Source organism: Pseudomonas sp. Tul2A7, from assembly GCF_054790505.1.
Map to the genome: position 1 here is coordinate 3,218,452 of NZ_CP186499.1, position 19,673 is coordinate 3,238,124.

Genomic DNA, 19,673 nt, shown 5'->3' on the forward strand with positions numbered 1-19,673 from the left:
GAAAAAAATGCCCCGGACCAAGGTTCGGGGCATTTTTTTTCAGGCAAGGATCTGCAAGCAGATCCTGTGGTGATGGAGTGTCAGGCGACCAGGTCGTTGGCACTCAGACTATTAACACCCACCAACTGAATTTCGAAGTCAGCGCCAGGACCTCCGGAGACGTTTCCGGAGAGAATGTGGTCGGAGAAGCGGACTTGCCCGGCCGCGGTAAAGTCGTTGCCATCGATGAATGTGAAACCATTGAAACCGGCGGTCAGTAAGTTGGCATCAAAGTGGGTCAGGTCGATTTTATCGCCCTGGAGGCTGCTGAAGTCAGTGATGACATCACGGTTGGCCCCGATCCCCATTTCGTTTACGGCGCCGAACTTGAAGATATCGGCACCGCCACCACCGGTCAGGGTATCGGCACCAAAGCCTCCATCCAGGATGTTGGCATTGATGTTTCCAGTCAGCGTGTTGTTCAAGTTGTTGCCAGTGAGCGTGAATTGACCGAGCCCCAGTAACTTGACGTTTTCGACGTTCAGCAGGTTGCCGATACTCAGGTCAACGGTCTCGGTCTGTGGCGTGGAGCCGTACATGATGTAGAGGGTGTCGGTGCCTTCGTTGGCCAGTTCCTGAACCAGTGCCAGTTCACCGGTCTGGTCAAGCAGATAGGCATCGTTGCCCTTGCCGCCGATCATGGTGTCCAGGCCTGCCATGCCATTGAGTTCGTTATTGCCGTCGTTGCCGATCAGCACGTTGTCCTGTGCGTTACCGCTGCCGGCGATGTTGCCGGTGCCGGTCAGGGTGAGGTTTTCCAGGTTGGCGCCCAGGACCCAGTTGACGGAGGAGCGAACAGTGTCGATTTCGCCAGGCAGTGTGCTGTCCTCAATGACGACATCACCATAGTTGTCGACGACGTAGGTGTCGTTGCCGGTTCCGCCAATCAGCGTGTCCGCACCTGCGCGACCGTCCAGAATATCGTCGCCCGCACCCCCTTGAAGGGTGTTGGCATCGGCATTGCCGAGCAAAGTGTTGTTCTGGTCATTACCGATGACGGTGAACTGGCCGGCGCCTAGCAACGTGACATTCTCGACATCGTGCAGGTTGCTCAGGCCAAGATCGATGGTTCGGGTCTGGGTAGCTGCGGCGTAGTTGATGTAGAGGGTGTCAGTGCCCTCATTGGCCAACTCTTGCACGAGCGCCAGTTCACCCGCCTGATCCAGTACGTAGGCGTCGTTGCCCTTGCCGCCGATCATGATGTCCAGGCCGCCCAGACCATTGAGTTCGTTGTTGCCATCGTTGCCGATCAACACGTTGTTGAGGGCGTTGCCGTTACCGGCGATGTTGCCGGTGCCGGTGAGAGTGAGGTTTTCCAGGTTGGCGCCCAGTGCCCAGTTGACGGAGGAGCGAACGGTGTCGATCTCACTGGCCAGGGTGCTGCTCTCGATAATGACGTCGCCGTAGTTATCGACCACGTAAGTGTCGTTTCCGGCTCCACCGATCAGGGTGTCGGCACCCACACTGCCGTCGAGGATGTTGTCCCCGCTGTTGCCGGTCAGTGTGTTGTTCGAGCCATTCCCCATGACGGTGAACCGGCCTGCACCGAGCAACGTGACGTTTTCGACGTTCAGCAGATTACCGGCATTCAGGTCAACGGTCTCGGTCTGTGGCGTGGAGCCGTACATGATGTAGAGGGTGTCGGTGCCTTCGTTGGCCAGTTCCTGAACCAGTGCCAGTTCAGCGGTCTGGTCAAGCAGATAGGCATCGTTGCCCTTGCCGCCGATCATGGTGTCCAGGCCTGCCATGCCATTGAGTTCGTTATTGCCGTCGTTGCCGATCAGCACGTTGTCCTGTGTGTTACCGCTGCCGGCGATGTTGCCGGTGCCGGTCAGGGTGAGGTTTTCCAGGTTGGCGCCCAGAACCCAGTTGACGGAGGAGCGAACAGTGTCGATTTCGCCAGGCAGTGTGCTGTCCTCAATGACGACATCACCATAGTTGTCGACGATGTAGGTGTCGTTGCCGGTTCCGCCAATCAGCGTATCCGCACCCGCACCACCATCGAGAATGTTGTTGCCTGCGTTGCCGTTCAGACTGTTGTTGCGCTCGTTGCCGGTCGCGTTGATGTCCGCATTGCCAAGCAACGAAAGATTTTCCAGGTTGGCGCCAAGCGTGTAGCTCAGGGTCGACAAGACAGAGTCGACCTCATTGAGCGCTGCGTTGGTTTCAACAATCACGTCGCCAATATTGTCAATGTAGTAAGTGTCGTTGCCGGCGCCGCCGTTCATGGTGTCGGCTCCCAGACCACCATTGAGCGTGTTGGCGTCGCTGTTGCCGATCAGGATGTTGTTCAGATCGTTACCTTGTATCGTGAACGCGCCGGCACCCTTGAGTGTGACGTTCTCGATATTGGCCAGGTTAGCAAGACTGATGTTCACGGCGGCCGTCGAGGGCGTCGCTGCATACATGAGGTACAACGTATCGTTACCTTCGCTGGCCAACTCTTGCACGAGCGCCAGTTCACCCGCCTGATCCAGTACGTAGGCGTCGTTGCCCTTGCCGCCGATCATGATGTCCAGGCCGCCCAGACCATTGAGTTCGTTGTTGCCATCGTTGCCGATCAACACGTTGTTGAGGGCGTTGCCGTTACCGGCGATGTTGCCGGAGCCGGTGAGAGTGAGGTTTTCCAGGTTGGCGCCCAGTGCCCAGTTGACGGAGGAGCGAACGGTGTCGATCTCACTGGCCAGGGTGCTGCTCTCGATAATGACGTCGCCGTAGTTATCGACCACGTAAGTGTCGTTTCCGGCTCCACCGATCAGGGTGTCGGCACCCACACTGCCGTCGAGGATGTTGTCCCCGCTGTTGCCGGTCAGTGTGTTGTTCGAGCCATTCCCCATGACGGTGAACCGGCCTGCACCGAGCAACGTGACGTTTTCGACGTTCAGCAGATTACCGGCATTCAGGTCAACGGTCTCGGTCTGCGGCGTGGAGCCGTACATGATGTAGAGGGTGTCGGTGCCTTCGTTGGCCAGTTCCTGAACCAGTGCCAGTTCACCGGTCTGGTCGAGCAGATAGGCATCGTTGCCCTTGCCACCGATCATGGTGTCCAGGCCTGCCATGCCATTGAGTTCGTTATTGCCGTCGTTGCCGATCAGCACGTTGTCCTGTGCGTTACCGCTGCCGGCGATGTTGCCGGTGCCGGTCAGGGTGAGGTTTTCCAGGTTGGCGCCCAGAACCCAGTTGACGGAGGAGCGAACAGTGTCGATTTCGCCAGGCAGTGTGCTGGTTTCAGTGATGACATCACCATAGTTGTCGACGACGTAGGTGTCGTTGCCGGTTCCGCCAATCAGCGTGTCCGCACCTGCGCGACCGTCCAGAATATCGTCGCCCGCACCGCCTTGAAGGGTGTTGGCATCGGCATTGCCGAGCAGTGTGTTGTTCTGGTCATTACCGATGACGGTGAACTGGCCCGCACCATTGAGGGTGACGTTCTCGAAATTTTGCAGGGGGTTGCTGCTAAGGTCGATGGTGCCGGTTCTGAAGGTCGCCGCGTAGCCGATATAAAGGGTGTCGACACCTTCGTTAGCCTTTTCCTGCACCAGCGCCAGTTCGCCCGACTGGTCAAGGACATAGGCATCGTTGCCTTTGCCGCCGATCATGGTGTCCAGGCCACCCAGACCATTGAGTTCGTTGTTGCCATCGTTGCCGATCAGCACGTTGTCGAGGGCGTTGCCGTTACCGGCGATGTTGCCGGTGCCGATAAGAGTGAGATTTTCCAGGTTGGCGCCGAGGGCCCAGTTGACCGAGGACTGAACGGTGTCGATCTCAAAGAGAAAATTGCTGGATTCAACAATGACATCGCCGTAGTTATCGACCAGGTAAGTGTCGTTTCCGGCGCCACCGATCAGGGTGTCGACACCTGTGCCGCCGTCGAGAATATTATTCCCGGCGTTGCCGGTAATCACGTTATTGCGATCGTTGCCGATGCCGTTGATGTTGTCGTAGTTCAGTAAGTTGAGGTTCTCGATATTTGCGCCCAGGGTGAAACTGACACTGGCATTCACCGTGTCGATTTCTGTCAGGGATGTGCCTCGCTCGATAACGACATCATTGATGTTATCTACATAGTAGGTGTCATTGCCGGCACCACCGTCCATGGTGTCTGCGCCTGCTCCACCATCCAGCGAGTTGTTCAGGTCGTTACCGATCAGGGTGTCGTTGAATGCAGAGCCAATGGCCGTTTCGATTTTAGTGCCGTAAGCAATTGTCAGGCCCTCATTGAACGCGGTCAGCGTATCGAGATTCAGGAACACCTGGCCTATCTGGCTGAATTGGCCTTCGTTGAGGTTGATGCGTACCGCAGCGAGCTGATTGCTGGCGTCGATTACATCATAACCACCCGTGTCCCAGATCGTCTCGAATACGGATTGGTCCGATGCCCATTGGTAAACATTGTTCCCCGATTGCCACAGGGTGTTGGCGCCATACATGTTCTGGATGGTCATGATATCCAGAAGCATTGGTGTCGTCGGCTGATAGGAATATGAGTCGTTATAGCTCATGACCGTATAGCGGACGTCGTCCATTGCCGGGGCAAGAATGGTCCCGTTGCCCGGGCTGGCTTCAAAGGGGTGCTTGAGACCGATGGCATGACCAATCTCATGCACGAAGGTCAGGAAATCGTAGGAGCCTTTGACAGGCACCGGGTTATCCGTTGCCGGGCCGATCCAGACGTCTCCACCCTTGGGCGTATCATCCGGCAGGTAGGCCCAGGCAGCGATCTTGGGGTCCATCAGCGAGAAACCACCAAAGCGCAGATCACCGACACCTACGACGTTATCTCTGGTCATCGTGAAAGTGATGTTGGCAACCGCACTCCAGGTAGCCAGCGCGTCGGCTACACCAATCTGCTGACCGTAGGTCAGTGAGTAAACAGCATTGTATTCATTGGTGGAGCTGTATGCGGTGGCGAAATAGGAGCTGTTGGGCTTGATGAAACTGTAAGTCAGGTCCGTCACTGCCCCGGGCACGTTTGGCTGAGTGCTTTGCCATTGATAACCGGAAATCAGGCTGTCGAGCTGGATGCTGCCAGTAGAGTTCGAGGTTCTGCTTACGGTGAAACCAGTTGGACGGGGCATGCGGATTTTTCCAGAGTAGGCTGCGGCCCTTCCTGAATGTGGCCGCTACAGATGTCAATTTTGCACGAGAAAATGGCGATTGACATTATATTGCCACTATATTTTTTTAATGACGTCAAATAAGCGGCTGGGCCTTCTGTATCGGTGGTGACGTAGAATTCTTGATAAAAGCGCACGACCGTTCGTCCAGACTCCAGGGATTTTTCAATGACCGTTCAAAGCATCTCGCTGATTCGCGAAACATTCCCCGTCGGCCCGCTTCAGTGCAACTGCACGATCATCGGCGACCCTGTAACGAAGAAGGCCATCGTCGTCGACCCGGGCGGCAACCCCGACCTGATCATGGCGCGTCTCGATGCGCATGGCCTGAAAGTCGTCAGCATCATTCACACCCATGCGCATCTCGATCACTTTCTCGCCTCCGGGCAGATGAAGGAAAAAACCGGGGCGACCCTGCATTTACACAAGGAAGACCAGTTCCTCTGGGATAACCTCGAAATGCAATGCCAGATGTTCGGTGTGCCATATGTTCCGGTGCCATCGCCGGATCGCTGGCTGAGCGACGATGAGGAACTCGCCTGCGGCTGCGGCGTTGCCCTGCATACGCCGGGACATACCCCCGGTTCCATGAGCTTTTGGTTTTCCGAGGCTAAGCTGTTGATAGCCGGCGACACGTTGTTTCGTCGCGGCGTAGGGCGCACGGATTTGTGGGGCGGCGATCAGGCGACCATCGTGCGTTCGATCAAGCAGCGGCTATACACCTTGGACGAGGACGCGACCGTGGTGACCGGACATGGGCCGGATACGCGTCTGGGTGACGAGATGCGCGAAAACCCGTTTGTGCGCGCCTAAATATTTTGTCACGAGTGCCCGGCGGAATTTTTGTGCATTGTCATGATCAAACGCCCGCGCAGGTCCATTAACCCAGTGACCGCTGCACCACCGAATGCGAAAAACCAGGAGCTCTCCATGTTCACCAAGCGTCGTTTGATTATTGTCGCTACTGCCGTGGCCTTGCTGTCCGGCTGCGCCTCGCCCAACCCGTATGACAATCAAGGGCAGGCCGACGGTGGCTCGCAAGGCATGAGCAAAACCGCCAAGTACGGCGGCCTCGGTGCGCTGGCCGGTGCGCTGGCCGGTGCCGCGATCGACCACAACAACCGCGGTAAAGGTGCCTTGATCGGTGCCGCCGTGGTGGGTGCGTCCGCTGCCGGTTACGGTTACTACGCCGACCAGCAGGAAAAGAAACTGCGCGCGAGCATGGCCAACACTGGCGTTGAAGTGCAGCGCCAGGGCGATCAGATCAAGCTGATCATGCCGGGCAACATCACATTCGCTACCGATTCGGCGAACATTGCCTCCAGCTTCTATCAGCCGCTGAACAACCTCGCGGGCTCGTTGAAAGAGTTCAGCCAGAACCAGATCGAAATTGTCGGCTACACCGACAGCACGGGCAGCCGCCAACACAACATGGACCTGTCGCAACGGCGTGCGCAGAGCGTGGCGACCTACCTGACTTCGCAAGGTGTCAGCGGTGCCAACCTGTCGGCCCGTGGCGCCGGTCCGGATAACCCGATTGCCAGCAACGGTGACGTGAATGGCCGGGCGCAGAACCGTCGGGTTGAAGTCAACCTGAAGGCGATTCCGGGTCAGCAGTATGGTGGTCAGCAGCAACAGCAGCCGGGTACGGTTCAGCAGTATCCGTAAGCGCTTGCCTGAATAAAGAAATGCCCGGTCCTGTGATCGGGCATTTTTGTGTGGGGACTGTGCTGGCCTCATCGCGAGCAGGCTCACTCCTACATTTGAAATGCATTACCCTGTGGGAGCGAGCCTGCTCGCGAAGGGGCCGCTACAAACACCGAAGATTACAGACACAAAAAAGCCCCCGGACACATCACTGTCCGGGGGCTTTTTCTTTGGTGCGAAGACTGATTACTTTTTCAAACCATAATGCTCATCGAGCATGCCCGGCGAGTTCGGGCTCTTCGGTGCGTAATCACGTGGCGGCTCCTGATCGCGCGGTGGCGTCAGGCGTTCGCGTGGCGCGACTGCCGCGTCAGCGTGCAGGGCAGCGATCAGGCGCTGGCGGGTCTGCTCGTCCAGGGCCAGACGATTGGCGCCCTCGGCGAGATGATCCTGCACTTCCTGATAGCTCTGGGTCAGCTTCTTGACCAGCATCGCGGTGCTGTTGAAGTGGGTGACCACCTCGTTTTGATAACTGTCGAAACGCTCCTGGATATCATCCAGTTGACGCTGCGTACGGCTCGGCGCGGCGTTCGGCGCAACGCGCGCGATCAGGAATCCAATGGCGACACCCACAACCAGGGCAAGAGTCGGTAACAACCAAACTAAGAGCGAGTGTTCCACGAGTCCTTCCTCTATAAACGGCTTTGCTTTACGTTAACGGCTCGAACCTGCGCTGTATACCGCGATTCACTCGCAATAGATTGGCACAGACAATTTGCTAGACGAGTCGACCCGATTCGAGGTCACGGAGTTCCTTCCTTGCTGATGCGTGAAACCCCTGTAGTGATTGATGGCCCAGTCGGCCAAATCGAAGCTTTGTACCTCGACAACGAGCAGCCGCGCGGCATCGCGCTGATCTGCCATCCGAATCCGGTGCAGGGCGGCACCATGCTCAACAAGGTCGTCTCGACCCTGCAGCGCACCGCGCGCGACGCGGGCCTGATCACCTTGCGCTTCAACTATCGCGGCGTTGGTGCCAGCGAAGGTTCGCACGACATGGGCACCGGCGAGGTCGACGATGCTCAGGCTGCCGCTGCATGGCTGCGTGAAAAACACCCGGATCTGCCACTGACCCTGTTCGGTTTCTCCTTCGGCGGATTTGTTGCAGCAAGTCTCGGCGGCCGTCTCGAAGCCCAAGGCGTGCAGCTCAAGCACCTGTTCATGGTCGCCCCGGCGGTAATGCGTCTGGGTGAACAGGATCAACTGCCGCAACAGGGTGAACTCACGGTGATCCAGCCAGAAACCGACGAAGTCATCGATCCGCAACTGGTTTACGACTGGTCGGAAAAACTCCAGCGCCCCCATGAGCTGCTGAAAGTGGCAGAATGCGGACACTTTTTTCATGGCAAGCTGACCGATCTCAAGGATCTGATCCTGCCGCGTCTCTCGAATTGATTGCAGTCTGACAAGCGATTACCCATGACGAACCGTACCCGTATCCTCACCGGCATCACCACCACCGGCACGCCGCACCTGGGCAACTACGCCGGCGCCATCCGCCCGGCAATCCTCGCCAGCCGCGACAGCAATGCCGATTCGTTCTACTTCCTGGCCGACTACCACGCCCTGATCAAATGCGATGACCCGCTGCGCATCCAGCGCTCGCGTCTGGAAATCGCCGCGACCTGGCTGGCCGGTGGCCTCGATGTCGACCGCGTGACCTTCTACCGCCAGTCCGACATCCCGGAAATCCCTGAGCTGACCTGGCTGCTGACCTGCGTTGCCGCCAAGGGCCTGCTCAACCGTGCGCACGCTTACAAGGCGTCGGTGGACAAGAACGTCGAAACCGGTGAAGACCCGGACGCCGGCATCACCATGGGCCTCTACAGCTACCCGGTGCTGATGGCCGCAGACATCCTGATGTTCAACGCGCATAAGGTGCCGGTCGGTCGCGACCAGATCCAGCACGTGGAAATGGCCCGCGACATCGGCCAGCGCTTCAACCACCTGTTCGGTCAGGGCAAAGAATTCTTCACCATGCCCGAAGCGCTGATCGAAGAGAGCGTGGCGACGTTGCCAGGCCTCGACGGTCGCAAGATGTCGAAGAGCTACGACAACACCATCCCGTTGTTCTCCAGCGCCAAAGAGATGAAGGACGCGATCTCGCGCATCGTCACCGACTCCAAAGCGCCAGGCGAAGCCAAGGATCCGGACAACTCGCACCTGTTCACGCTGTTCCAGGCGTTCGCCACGCCGGCGCAGGCTGACGAGTTCCGTAGCGAACTGCTCGGCGGTCTGGGTTGGGGCGAGGCGAAGAACCGTCTGTTCCAGTTGCTCGACAACGAACTCGGCGAAGCGCGCGACAAGTATCACCAGTTGATCGAGCGCCCGGCTGATCTGGAAGACATCCTGCAGATCGGGGCCAAGAAGGCTCGTGCCGTAGCGACGCCGTTCCTCAACGAACTGCGTGAAGCCGTGGGCCTGCGCTCTTTCGTCAATCAGGTTCAGGTTGCCGCGACGACCAAGAAGAAAGCCGCGAAAGCCGCACGTTTCGTCAGCTTCCGTGAAGACGACGGCAGCTTCCGTTTCCGCCTGCTGGCGGCCGATGGCGAGCAACTGCTGCTGTCGCGCAACTTCGCCGACGGCAAAACCGCCGGGCAGGTGACCAAGCAACTGCAATCCGGCCAGCCGCTGGATGTGCGCAGCGAAGACCTGAGCTTCAGCGTCTGGCTGGAAGGTGAGTGCGTTGGCGACAGCCCTGCGTTCGCCGACAGTGCTGCGCGGGACGCGGCCATCGAGGTGCTGCGCGTCGCGCTGACCCCGGTTCAGGACTAATCGGCGGCACGGTCCGACCAAGGGCCGATTGCCATTCCCACGGGCCGTCGCTACAGTGACGGCCCGTTTTTGTTGCCTTGCTAACGAATTATGACGCCCCTAGAACGATACCAAGCTGATCTGAAACGCCCGGACTTCTTCCATGACGCCGCGCAGGAAACTGCTGTGCGTCATTTGCAGCGTCTGTACGAGGATCTGATCGCTGCCGATCAGAACAAGCCGGGTCTGCTGAGCAAGCTGTTCGGCAAAAAAGATCAGACACCGGTCAAGGGCCTGTATTTCTGGGGCGGCGTAGGTCGCGGCAAGACTTACCTGGTCGACACCTTCTTCGAAGCGCTGCCGTTCAAGGAAAAGACCCGCACCCACTTCCACCGCTTCATGAAGCGCGTGCACGAAGAAATGAAAACCCTCGGCGGCGAGAAAAACCCGCTGACCATCATCGCCAAGCGCTTCGCCACCGAGTCGCGGGTGATCTGCTTCGATGAATTCTTCGTCTCCGACATCACCGACGCAATGATCCTCGGCACGCTGATGGAAGAACTGTTCAAGAATGGCGTGACCCTGGTCGCAACCTCGAACATCGTTCCGGATGGCTTGTATAAGGACGGTCTGCAACGCGCGCGTTTCCTGCCAGCGATTGCGCTGATCAAGCAGAACACCGAGATCGTCAACGTCGACAGCGGTGTCGACTACCGTCTGCGTCACCTCGAACAAGCGGAACTGTTCCACTATCCGCTCGACGAAGCCGCTCACGAAAGCCTGCGCAAGAGCTTCAAGGCACTGACGCCGGAGTGCACTGCCGCGGTCGAGAACGATGTGCTGATGATCGAGAACCGCGAAATCCGCGCCCTGCGTACTTGCGATGACGTGGCCTGGTTCGACTTCCGCGAGCTGTGCGACGGCCCGCGTAGCCAGAACGATTACATCGAGCTGGGCAAGATCTTCCACGCCGTGCTGCTCAGCGGTGTCGAGCAGATGAGTGTCACCACCGACGACATCGCCCGCCGCTTCATCAACATGGTCGACGAGTTCTACGACCGCAACGTGAAGCTGATCATTTCGGCTGAAGTCGAGCTGAAGGATCTGTACACCGGCGGCCGTCTGAACTTCGAATTCCAGCGCACGCTGAGCCGTCTGCTGGAGATGCAATCGCACGAATTCCTGTCGCGGGCGCACAAGCCTTAAACAATTTTGCGAGACAAAAAAAGGGCCTGCAATTGCAGGCCCTTTTTTATCTCGAATTCACCGGCCCGCGCACACTGATCGTTCCCACGCTCCGCGTGGGAGTGCATACCGTGACGCTCTGCGTCACATTCCGGGGCGGACGCAGAGCGTCCATTGGCAGCATTCCCACGCAGAGCGTGGGAACGATCATCGGGGGGAGGGCTACGCAGCTTGCTGAAACTGCTGCCGATACTGGTTCGGCGACAGCTCCGTATGCTGACGGAACAACCGCGCAAAGAAGCTCGCATCGTCGTAACCGACCTCATAACTGATGGTCTTGATGCTCTTGCGGCTGCCGGACAGCAGGCCTTTCGCGGTTTCGATACGCAGCCGTTGCAAGTAATGCAGTGGCTTGTCACCGGTGGCGGTCTGGAAGCGCCGCATGAAGTTGCGGATGCTCATACCGTGCTCGCGGGCGACATCTTCGAAGCGGAACTTGTCGGCGAAATGCTCTTCGAGCCAGTGCTGGATCTGCAGGATGATCACGTCCTGGTGCAGCTTTTGCCCACCGAACCCGATACGCCCCGGCGCATAGCTGCGCTGCACTTCATAGAGAATATCGCGAGCCACCGCTTGCGCGACGTTGGCCCCACAGAAACGCTCGATCAAGTAGATGTACAGGTCGCAGGCTGACGTGGTGCCGCCGGCGCAATACAAGTTGTCGGCATCGGTCAGGTGCTTGTCCTGATTGAGATAGACCTTGGGAAAGCGCTCGGCGAAGGCATTGAAGAAGCGCCAGTAAGTGGTCGCTTCCTTGCCGTTGAGCAAGCCGGCCTCGGCCAGCCAGAACACTCCGGTGGCTTCGCCGCACAATACCGCGCCACGGGCGTGCTGTTCACGCAGCCAGGGCAACACTTGGGGATAACGGCCGCACAGCGTGTCGAAATCGTCCCAGAACGCCGGGAGGATAATGACATCGGCGTTTTCCAGGCCGCCGTCGACCGGCATCACGACGTCACTGAAGCTGTTCACCGGTTTGCCGTCGGGGCTGACCAGGCGCGTTTCGAACGCCGGTGTCAGGCCGTGGCCCAGTTGTTTGCCATAACGCAGGCTGGCCAGATGGAAGAAATCCTTGGCTTGCATGAGAGTGGAAGCGAAAACCCGGTCGATTGCCAGGATGCTGACGCGCCGCAAGGGCGTGGAGACTTGCTTGGACATAATTCAACTTTTGTTTTGTTTTTATAAGGGAAAGTGGTCACCAGACGGCTGGATCGTCTTATTTTTTGTCGGATGTGTCCAGTGTCCCGTGTCAGAAGGGAGGCTTAGTCTCTGAAGGTCATCTCCCTCCAACAAGAAAGAAAGGTGCCGCATGATCCCCAGAACCTTGTTTAGCTCCGAGCACGAATTGTTTCGCGACAGCGTACGAACCTTCCTCGAAAAAGAGGCGGTGCCGTTCCATGCGCAATGGGAGAAACAAGGCCACATCGACCGCAAACTCTGGAACAAGGCAGGGGAGGCGGGGATGCTCTGCTCGCACCTGCCGGAAGCATACGGCGGGCTGGGGGCGGACTTTCTTTACAGCGCGGTGGTGATCGAGGAGGTCGGTCGACTGGGTTTGACCGGCATCGGTTTCTCGCTGCATTCGGACATTGTCGCGCCGTACATCCTGCATTACGGCAGCGATGCGCTGAAGCATAAGTACCTGCCGAAACTGGTCTCCGGCGAGATGGTCACGGCAATCGCGATGACCGAGCCGGGCGCCGGTTCCGACCTGCAAGGCGTGAAGACCACCGCTGTGCTGGATGGTGACGAATATGTGATCAACGGTTCGAAAACCTTCATTACCAACGGCTTTCTCGCGGACCTGGTGATCGTCGTCGCCAAGACCGATCCAAAGGCCGGCGCCAAGGGCACCAGCCTGTTTCTGGTGGAGGCAAATACGCCGGGCTTCGAGAAGGGCAAACGCCTGGAGAAGGTCGGAATGAAGGCGCAGGACACGTCGGAATTGTTCTTCCAGGACGTGCGCGTGCCGAAGGAAAACCTTTTGGGCCAGGCCGGGGCAGGGTTCGCTTACCTGATGCAGGAATTGCCGCAAGAGCGTCTGACGGTGGCGATTGGCGGCTTGGCTTCAGCCGAAGCGGCGTTGCAGTGGACGCTGGATTACACCCGTGATCGCAAGGCATTCGGCAAAGCGATTGCCGACTTCCAGAACACGCGCTTCAAGCTGGCGGAGATGGCGACTGAAATCCAGATCGGCCGGGTGTTCGTCGATAAATGTCTGGAGCTGCACCTGCAAGGCAAGCTGGATGTGCCGACAGCGGCGATGGCGAAATACTGGGGCACCGACCTGCAATGCAAGGTGCTCGACGAATGCGTGCAGTTGCATGGCGGCTACGGCTTCATGTGGGAATACCCGGTGGCCCGGGCGTGGGCGGATGCGCGGGTGCAGCGGATTTATGCCGGCACCAATGAAATCATGAAGGAGATCATTGCGCGGTCGCTTTGATGATCGTTCCCACGCTCTGCGTGGGAATGCCGCCGGGGACGCTCCGCGTTCCGCTTTGGTGGTGATCTGATCGGCCTCTTCGCGAGCAGGCTGGCTCCCACAAGGATCACGCTGTACCTGTGGGAGCGAGCCTGCTCGCGAAGCTTTTAGCGGTCAATCAAGGCGCTGGGTTCGGATGATCCTTGTGAATCGCCTCGATCCCTTCCAGCACCTCTTCCGATAGCTTCAGATCGAAGCTGGCAATGTTGCTGTCCAGTTGCTCAAGCGTGGTCGCACCAATGATATTGCTGGTGACAAACGGCTGCTGCGTCACGAACGCCAGCGCCATCTGCGCCGGATCCAGACCATGTTCACGGGCCAGCGCCACATAACGGCTGCACGCTGCTTCCGACTGCGCATTGAAATAGCGGCTGAAGCGGCTGTAGAGGCTCAGGCGACCTTTCGGTGGGCGCGCGCCACCTTCGTACTTGCCTGACAGGAAACCAAACGCCAGCGGCGAATAGGCCAGCAGGCCGCACTGTTCGCGGATGGCGATTTCCGCCAGGCCGACTTCAAAACTGCGGTTGAGCAGGTTGTACGGGTTCTGGATCGACACGGCACGCGGCCAGCCACGGGCTTCGGCCAGTGCCAGAAAACGCATGGTGCCCCACGGCGTTTCATTGGACAGACCGATGTGGCGGATCTTGCCGGCCTTCACCTGTTCGTCGAGCGCTTCGAGGGTGTCTTCCAGCGGGGTCAGGTTGGCTTCGATCTTGTGTTTGTAGCCCAGTTGTCCGAAAAAGTTGGTGCTGCGCTCCGGCCAGTGCAGTTGATACAGATCGATGTAGTCGGTCTGCAGGCGTTCGAGGCTGGCGTCCACCGCTGCGGTGATGTGCTGGCGGTTATGGCGCAGGTTTTTGTCGCGGATGTAGTCGATGGTGTTGCCGGGGCCGGCGATCTTGCTGGCGAGGATCCAGTCGGCCCGGTCGCCGCGACTTTTGAAGTAATTGCCGATATAGCGCTCGGTGGTGGCATAGGTTTCGGCTTTCGGCGGCACCGGGTACATCTCGGCGGTGTCGATGAAATTGATCCCGGCTTCCTTGGCCCGTTCGATCTGGGCGAAGGCTTCAGCTTCAGTGTTTTGCTCGCCCCAGGTCATGGTGCCGAGGCAGATTGCACTCACGTTCAGGTCGGTACGGCCTAGCTGGCGATAGTCCATCGGGTGCTCCTTGGGCAAAACAATCATAAAAGCAGGTTGAAATATTTTTCGCAATCTGCATAATTGCCGACCTCTTTCTGCAGTGGAAGTGATGCGCCGCCGCCGAAGAATCTTGCCGTTGAACGGACGCGCCGACCCGAGCCCCCGAAAGCGTCTGTATCCGGCTGCCTTTGACTTGTCAAAGTACGCACTATTCAGTAAGATCCGCCGTCTAATTTACAGGGCGGCCCCTGAGGCTATAAAGAATGAAAACTTTTACTGCTAAACCGGAAACAGTAAAGCGCGACTGGTTTGTCGTCGACGCTGCTGGTCAGACCCTGGGTCGTCTGGCCACCGAAATCGCGAGCCGTCTGCGTGGCAAGCACAAGCCTGAGTACACTCCTCACGTTGACACCGGCGACTACATCGTCGTAATCAATGCTGAGCAGATTCGTGTTACCGGTGCTAAAACCACTGACAAAATGTACTACTCCCACTCCGGTTTCCCGGGCGGCATCAAGTCGATCAACTTTGAAAAGCTGATCGCTAAAGCCCCTGAGCGCGTGATCGAGACCGCGGTTAAAGGCATGCTGCCTAAAAACCCACTGGGTCGCGACATGTACCGTAAGCTGAAAGTCTATGCGGGCGCTGCACACCCACATACTGCTCAGCAGCCCCAAGAACTGAAGTTTTAACGGAATAGTACATTATGTCGGCGACTCAAAATTACGGCACTGGCCGTCGCAAGACCGCAACCGCACGCGTTTTCCTGCGTCCGGGTACTGGTAACATCTCCATCAACAACCGTTCGCTGGAAAACTTCTTCGGCCGTGAAACTGCCCGCATGGTAGTTCGCCAGCCGCTGGAGCTGACTGAGACTGTCGAGAAGTTCGACATCTACGTCACCGTGATCGGTGGTGGTGTAAGTGGTCAAGCTGGCGCAATCCGCCACGGCATCACTCGCGCTCTGATGGACTACGACGAAACCCTGCGTGGCGCTCTGCGCAAAGCTGGCTTCGTTACTCGCGACGCCCGTGAAGTTGAACGTAAGAAAGTTGGTCTGCGTAAAGCGCGTAAGCGTCCGCAGTACTCGAAGCGTTAATTCCGCTTCCGCGTTCAAAAAGAACGCCCGCCTCCTCACGGAAGCGGGCGTTTTTTTATGCCTGTGATTTATCAAAGAATTGCGCTGCGACAACTTGCCACTTCCGTAGACCCCCTATACTGCAAGGCTTGAGGGTACGAGCTCCGGGTAATTCCCTTGTCAGAATTGGGGCTTTTCATTACCATCTCGGCAAAATTTTTATAAGTAACATTGATTTATTTAGTAGACGCCTGATTTAACAGGCCACAAAAGCTGATGGGAGAGGACTGAATGAGCAATGACGGCGTGAATGCAGGCCGGCGTCGCTTCTTGGTAGCAGCCACATCCGTGGTGGGTGCTGCAGGAGCGGTGGGGGCTGCGGTCCCGTTCGTGGGGTCATGGTTTCCCAGTGCCAAGGCGAAAGCCGCCGGTGCACCGGTGAAAGTGAATGTCAGCAAAATCGAGCCAGGACAGCAGATGATTGCTGAGTGGCGCGGCCAGCCGGTGTTCATTGTCCGCCGTACCGAGGAAATCCTGGGGAATCTCAAGAAGATCGAGGGCCAGCTCTCCGATCCAACCTCCAAAAACTCCACGCAACCCACCTATGTCGACCCTGAAGTGCGCTCGATCAAGCCGGAAATTCTGCTGCTGATCGGGATCTGCACGCACCTGGGTTGCTCGCCAACTTTCCGTCCCGAAGTGGCACCTGCGGATCTGGGCAAAGACTGGGTCGGTGGCTATTTCTGCCCTTGCCACGGTTCCCACTACGATCTGGCTGGCCGCGTCTACAAGTCGCAACCTGCGCCTTTGAACCTGCCAGTTCCCCCGCATTCCTATGAGACCGATGACCTGATTGTCATTGGCGTCGATACGGAGAAAGCGTGATGAGCAAATTCATGGATTGGGTTGATGCGCGCTTTCCTGCGACAAAAATGTGGGAAGACCATCTCAGCAAGTATTACGCGCCAAAAAACTTTAACTTCTTCTATTTCTTCGGCTCCCTGGCGCTGCTGGTTCTGGTAAATCAGATCGTTACCGGTGTCTGGTTGACGATGAGCTACACGCCGTCGGCAGAAGAAGCCTTTGCTTCCGTCGAATACATCATGCGTGACGTCGAGTACGGCTCGATCCTGCGTTTGCTGCACTCGACCGGTGCTTCGGCGTTTTTCATCGTGGTTTATCTGCACATGTTCCGTGGCTTGCTCTACGGCTCGTACCAGAAACCGCGTGAGCTAGTCTGGGTGTTCGGCATGCTGATTTACCTGGCGCTGATGGCCGAAGCCTTCATGGGTTATCTGCTGCCGTGGGGCCAGATGTCCTACTGGGGGGCCCAGGTGATCATCTCGCTGTTCGGTGCGATTCCGGTCATCGGCAACGACCTGACTCAGTGGATTCGTGGTGACTACCTGATCTCCGGGATCACCCTGAACCGCTTCTTCGCCTTGCACGTTGTCGCGCTGCCGATCGTGATTCTCGGCTTGGTGGTGCTGCATATTCTGGCGCTGCACGAAGTCGGTTCGAACAACCCTGACGGCGTCGACATCAAGAAGCACAAAGACGAAAACGGCATCCCGCTGGACGGCATTGCCTTCCACCCGTACTACACCGTGAAAGACATTGTCGGTGTTGTGGTGTTCCTGTTTATCTTCTGCTTCATTGTGTTCTTCTTCCCGGAAATGGGCGGCTACTTCCTCGAAAAACCAAACTTCGAGCAAGCCAACCCATTCAAGACGCCAGAGCATATTGCGCCGGTCTGGTACTTCACACCGTTCTACGCGATCCTGCGTGCGATCCCTGACAAGCTCATGGGCGTTATCGCCATGGGGGCGGCGATTGCGGTGCTGTTCGTGCTGCCGTGGCTCGATCGCAGCCCGGTCAAGTCGATGCGCTACAAAGGCTGGATGAGCAAAATCTGGCTGCTGGTGTTCTGCATTTCGTTCGTGATTCTCGGCATTCTCGGTGTGCTTGCGCCGACGCCTGGGCGAACCTTGCTGTCGCAGGTCTGCACCTTCCTGTACTTCGCCTACTTCATTCTGATGCCGTTCTACACCAGGCTCGAGAAGACCAAACCGGTTCCGGAAAGGGTGACTGGCTGATGAAAAAGTTATTTTTTGCTCTGATTTTTGCTGCGTTGCCTGTGCTGTCTTTCGCCGCTGAACACGGTGGTCCGGAGCTGGAAAAGGTCGACATCGACGTTTCCGACAAAGCTGCCCTGCAGGATGGCGCACGCACCTTTGCCAACTATTGCATGGGTTGTCATAGTGCCAAGTTCCAGCGTTACGAGCGGGTTGCCGATGATCTCGGTGTGCCGCACGAACTGATGCTGGAGAAGCTGGTGTTCACCGGTGCCAAGATCGGCGATCACATGAACATCGGCATGCAGCCGGCGGATGCCAAGACCTGGTTCGGCGCGGCACCACCGGATCTGACCCTGGTCGCTCGCGTGCGCGGCACCGACTGGCTCTACGGTTACCTGAAGTCGTTCTACGAAGATCCTGCACGTCCATGGGGGGTGAACAACAAGGTCTTCCCGAACGTCGGCATGCCTAACGTACTGGTCGGCCTGCAAGGTCGTCAGGTCGTGGGTTGCAAGCAGGTGCAGATCGTCGAAGACGGCAAGAAGCAATATGATCCGTTGACCGGCACGCCTCTGACCCATGAAGCGTGCGATCAACTGACCATCGTGCCGAAATCCGGTGCTCTGAACGAAGAGCAGTTCGATGAGAAGGTCAAGAATCTGGTAACCTTCCTGGCTTACTCGGCTAACCCGGTTAAGCTGCAACATCAGCGCATCGGTACTTATGTCTTGCTGTACCTGGCGTTCTTCTTTGTGTTCGCCTACCTGCTCAAGCGTGAATACTGGAAAGACGTGCACTGATACGCTTCAAGCATTGCTGTTAATCGCGCGCGCCCAAGGGCGCCTCCGATAACGCAACGTCTGGTCAGCCAGAGGTTGCGGGAGGCGCCCTCTGGGCGCGCGCGTTTTTCCGGTTCCGATAATTTCAACAAGCGAGGAGGATCGCCATGGGCGTGACCAATCGGTTGGCCTGTTACTCCGACCCCGCCGACCACTATTCCCACCGAGTGCGCATTGTGCTTGCAGAGAAGGGTGTCAGCGCCGAGATCATTTATGTGGAAGCTGGTCGTCAGCCGCCTAAACTGATTGAGGTAAACCCTTACGGCAGTCTGCCGACGCTGGTCGATCGTGACCTGGCGTTGTGGGAGTCGACCGTGGTGATGGAATATCTGGATGAGCGTTACCCGCACCCGCCGTTGATGCCGGTTTATCCGGTGGCGCGTGCCAACAGCCGTCTGCTGATTCATCGTATTCAGCGCGACTGGTGTGGTCTGGTGGATCTGATTCTGGATCCCAAGTCCAAGGAGGCCGCGCGTGTCGTGGCGCGCAAGGAATTGCGTGAAAGCCTGACGGGCGTGTCGCCGCTGTTTGCCGACAAGCCGTTTTTCCTCAGTGAGGAACAAAGTCTGGTGGATTGCTGCCTATTGCCAATACTCTGGCGTTTGCCGATTCTGGGTATTGAACTGCCGCGGCCAGCCAAGCCGCTGCTTGATTATATGGAGCGCTCGTTTGCGCGTGAGGCTTTCCAGGCGAGTCTGTCTGGTGTCGAACGCGATATGCGCTAAGGCTTAAGGAGCCGCTATGAACTCCAGTCGACCTTATCTGGTCCGCGCGCTCTACGAGTGGATTGTTGATAACGATTGCACCCCGCACATGCTGGTCAATTCCGAATACCCGGCAGTGCAGGTGCCGCAGGGTTTCGCCAGTGACGGGCAGATTGTCCTGAACATCTCGCCAAGTGCCGTACGGCACTTGCACATGGACAACGACGTGGTGACCTTTGAAGGTCGCTTCGGTGGCGTCCCGCACAGCCTGTACGTGCCGATCAGCGCGATCCTGGGTATCTACGCCCGGGAGAACGGTCAGGGCATGGTGTTCGATATCGAGTCACCAATGGATGACGAGGATGACATTGAGCCGGATGACGACCTGCCGCCACCGGATAGCGAGCCACCGCGCCCTAGCGGTCGGCCGAGTTTGAAAGTGGTGAAGTAATAAAAAAGGCGATCCGGATGGATCGCCTTTTTTGT

Annotated in this window: 17 protein-coding genes; 13 read left to right on the forward strand and 4 right to left on the reverse strand. The window is 57.8% G+C overall.

The window, feature by feature from the left end:
- Positions 1-80: 80 nt before the first annotated feature.
- On the reverse strand, positions 81-5,117 hold the full coding sequence (locus ACOYXJ_RS14585; RefSeq protein WP_460370104.1) for a M10 family metallopeptidase C-terminal domain-containing protein: 5,037 nt from the start codon (positions 5,115-5,117) through the stop codon (positions 81-83).
- Between the two features lie 207 nt (positions 5,118-5,324).
- Between ACOYXJ_RS14585 and ACOYXJ_RS14590 the strand changes: the two genes are divergently transcribed.
- Both ACOYXJ_RS14590 and ACOYXJ_RS14595 read left to right on the forward strand, forming a co-directional pair.
- Positions 5,325-5,969 (forward strand): MBL fold metallo-hydrolase, encoded by a 645-nt coding sequence (locus ACOYXJ_RS14590; RefSeq protein ID WP_150707673.1) that lies wholly within the window; start codon positions 5,325-5,327, stop codon positions 5,967-5,969.
- 117 nt (positions 5,970-6,086) lie between these two features.
- Positions 6,087-6,824: an OmpA family protein gene (locus ACOYXJ_RS14595; protein WP_038361038.1), complete on the forward strand. Its 738-nt coding sequence runs from the start codon at positions 6,087-6,089 to the stop codon at positions 6,822-6,824.
- Positions 6,825-7,049: 225 nt separating this feature from the next.
- On the opposite strand, the gene ACOYXJ_RS14600 is transcribed toward ACOYXJ_RS14595, so the two are convergent.
- Entirely contained in the window at positions 7,050-7,484 is a 435-nt protein-coding gene (locus ACOYXJ_RS14600) for a Z-ring associated ZapG family protein (RefSeq protein ID WP_123449245.1), read from the reverse strand.
- 144 nt (positions 7,485-7,628) lie between these two features.
- Between ACOYXJ_RS14600 and ACOYXJ_RS14605 the strand changes: the two genes are divergently transcribed.
- From ACOYXJ_RS14605 to zapE, 3 genes are all read left to right on the forward strand, one after another.
- Complete coding sequence (locus ACOYXJ_RS14605) at positions 7,629-8,258, forward strand: alpha/beta hydrolase (protein WP_460372957.1); 630 nt, start codon at positions 7,629-7,631, stop codon at positions 8,256-8,258.
- A gap of 24 nt (positions 8,259-8,282) precedes the next feature.
- Complete coding sequence (locus ACOYXJ_RS14610; RefSeq protein ID WP_460370108.1) at positions 8,283-9,638, forward strand: tryptophan--tRNA ligase; 1,356 nt, start codon at positions 8,283-8,285, stop codon at positions 9,636-9,638.
- Between the two features lie 90 nt (positions 9,639-9,728).
- The gene (gene zapE / locus ACOYXJ_RS14615; protein WP_034156483.1) at positions 9,729-10,823 is read left to right on the forward strand and encodes a cell division protein ZapE; all 1,095 of its coding nucleotides are present in this window, start codon (positions 9,729-9,731) and stop codon (positions 10,821-10,823) included.
- 201 nt (positions 10,824-11,024) lie between these two features.
- On the opposite strand, the gene ACOYXJ_RS14620 is transcribed toward zapE, so the two are convergent.
- Positions 11,025-11,921 (reverse strand): GlxA family transcriptional regulator, encoded by an 897-nt coding sequence (locus tag ACOYXJ_RS14620; RefSeq protein WP_175555647.1) that lies wholly within the window; start codon positions 11,919-11,921, stop codon positions 11,025-11,027.
- 250 nt (positions 11,922-12,171) lie between these two features.
- Here ACOYXJ_RS14620 and ACOYXJ_RS14625 point away from each other — a divergent pair, with 250 nt between their 5' ends.
- Positions 12,172-13,308 carry an acyl-CoA dehydrogenase family protein gene (locus tag ACOYXJ_RS14625; RefSeq protein ID WP_460370110.1) on the forward strand — a complete coding sequence of 379 codons (1,137 nt, stop codon included), beginning with the start codon at positions 12,172-12,174 and terminating at the stop codon, positions 13,306-13,308.
- A 157-nt stretch (positions 13,309-13,465) separates the two neighbouring features.
- Here the strand turns inward: ACOYXJ_RS14625 and ACOYXJ_RS14630 are convergent, their stop codons facing one another.
- Positions 13,466-14,506, reverse strand: a complete 1,041-nt coding sequence (locus ACOYXJ_RS14630) for an NADP(H)-dependent aldo-keto reductase (protein ID WP_460370112.1) — start codon at positions 14,504-14,506, stop codon at positions 13,466-13,468.
- Between the two features lie 245 nt (positions 14,507-14,751).
- Between ACOYXJ_RS14630 and rplM the strand changes: the two genes are divergently transcribed.
- From rplM to ACOYXJ_RS14665, 7 genes are all read left to right on the forward strand, one after another.
- On the forward strand, positions 14,752-15,180 hold the full coding sequence (gene rplM / locus ACOYXJ_RS14635) for a 50S ribosomal protein L13 (protein WP_007917032.1): 429 nt from the start codon (positions 14,752-14,754) through the stop codon (positions 15,178-15,180).
- A 14-nt stretch (positions 15,181-15,194) separates the two neighbouring features.
- The gene (rpsI, locus tag ACOYXJ_RS14640; protein ID WP_008080273.1) at positions 15,195-15,587 is read left to right on the forward strand and encodes a 30S ribosomal protein S9; all 393 of its coding nucleotides are present in this window, start codon (positions 15,195-15,197) and stop codon (positions 15,585-15,587) included.
- 270 nt (positions 15,588-15,857) lie between these two features.
- Positions 15,858-16,451: a ubiquinol-cytochrome c reductase iron-sulfur subunit gene (gene petA / locus ACOYXJ_RS14645; protein ID WP_007917031.1), complete on the forward strand. Its 594-nt coding sequence runs from the start codon at positions 15,858-15,860 to the stop codon at positions 16,449-16,451.
- On the forward strand, positions 16,451-17,662 hold the full coding sequence (locus ACOYXJ_RS14650; RefSeq protein WP_460370115.1) for a cytochrome b: 1,212 nt from the start codon (positions 16,451-16,453) through the stop codon (positions 17,660-17,662). Before petA ends, ACOYXJ_RS14650 begins: the two co-directional genes overlap by 1 nt.
- Positions 17,662-18,444, forward strand: a complete 783-nt coding sequence (locus tag ACOYXJ_RS14655; protein WP_038361065.1) for a cytochrome c1 — start codon at positions 17,662-17,664, stop codon at positions 18,442-18,444. The genes ACOYXJ_RS14650 and ACOYXJ_RS14655 overlap by 1 nt, the downstream gene beginning before the upstream one ends.
- Positions 18,445-18,590: 146 nt before the next feature.
- Positions 18,591-19,208, forward strand: a complete 618-nt coding sequence (locus ACOYXJ_RS14660; RefSeq protein WP_007917025.1) for a glutathione S-transferase N-terminal domain-containing protein — start codon at positions 18,591-18,593, stop codon at positions 19,206-19,208.
- 16 nt (positions 19,209-19,224) lie between these two features.
- Positions 19,225-19,638 carry a ClpXP protease specificity-enhancing factor gene (locus ACOYXJ_RS14665; protein WP_016985146.1) on the forward strand — a complete coding sequence of 138 codons (414 nt, stop codon included), beginning with the start codon at positions 19,225-19,227 and terminating at the stop codon, positions 19,636-19,638.
- The last annotated feature ends 35 nt before the right edge of the window (positions 19,639-19,673 follow it).